This window comes from Vibrio sp. 10N.286.49.B3 (genome assembly GCF_002873395.1).
GTDB lineage: Bacteria > Pseudomonadota > Gammaproteobacteria > Enterobacterales > Vibrionaceae > Vibrio.
Map to the genome: position 1 here is coordinate 1 of NZ_MCUV01000044.1, position 241 is coordinate 241.

Here is a 241-nt window from a genome sequence, read left to right on the forward strand (position 1 = left end):
ACACTAGGATGCTAAGCTAACTTCCTGAGCTAATAGCTAACTATAGTGTGTGTGAAATTTTAGGTCGGGCTTGGTAATTTGGTAATTGTGGTAATTTGCTCTTAACTCTTTGATTTTAAAGGGATTACCAGTTACCACTTTTTGGTAACGCTATTACCAAGAACTGGTAATTTCTGGTAACTGATACCTAAGGATATTTAAGGGTATCTTGGAATATCTTGGGTTATTTTGGGTGTTCTTA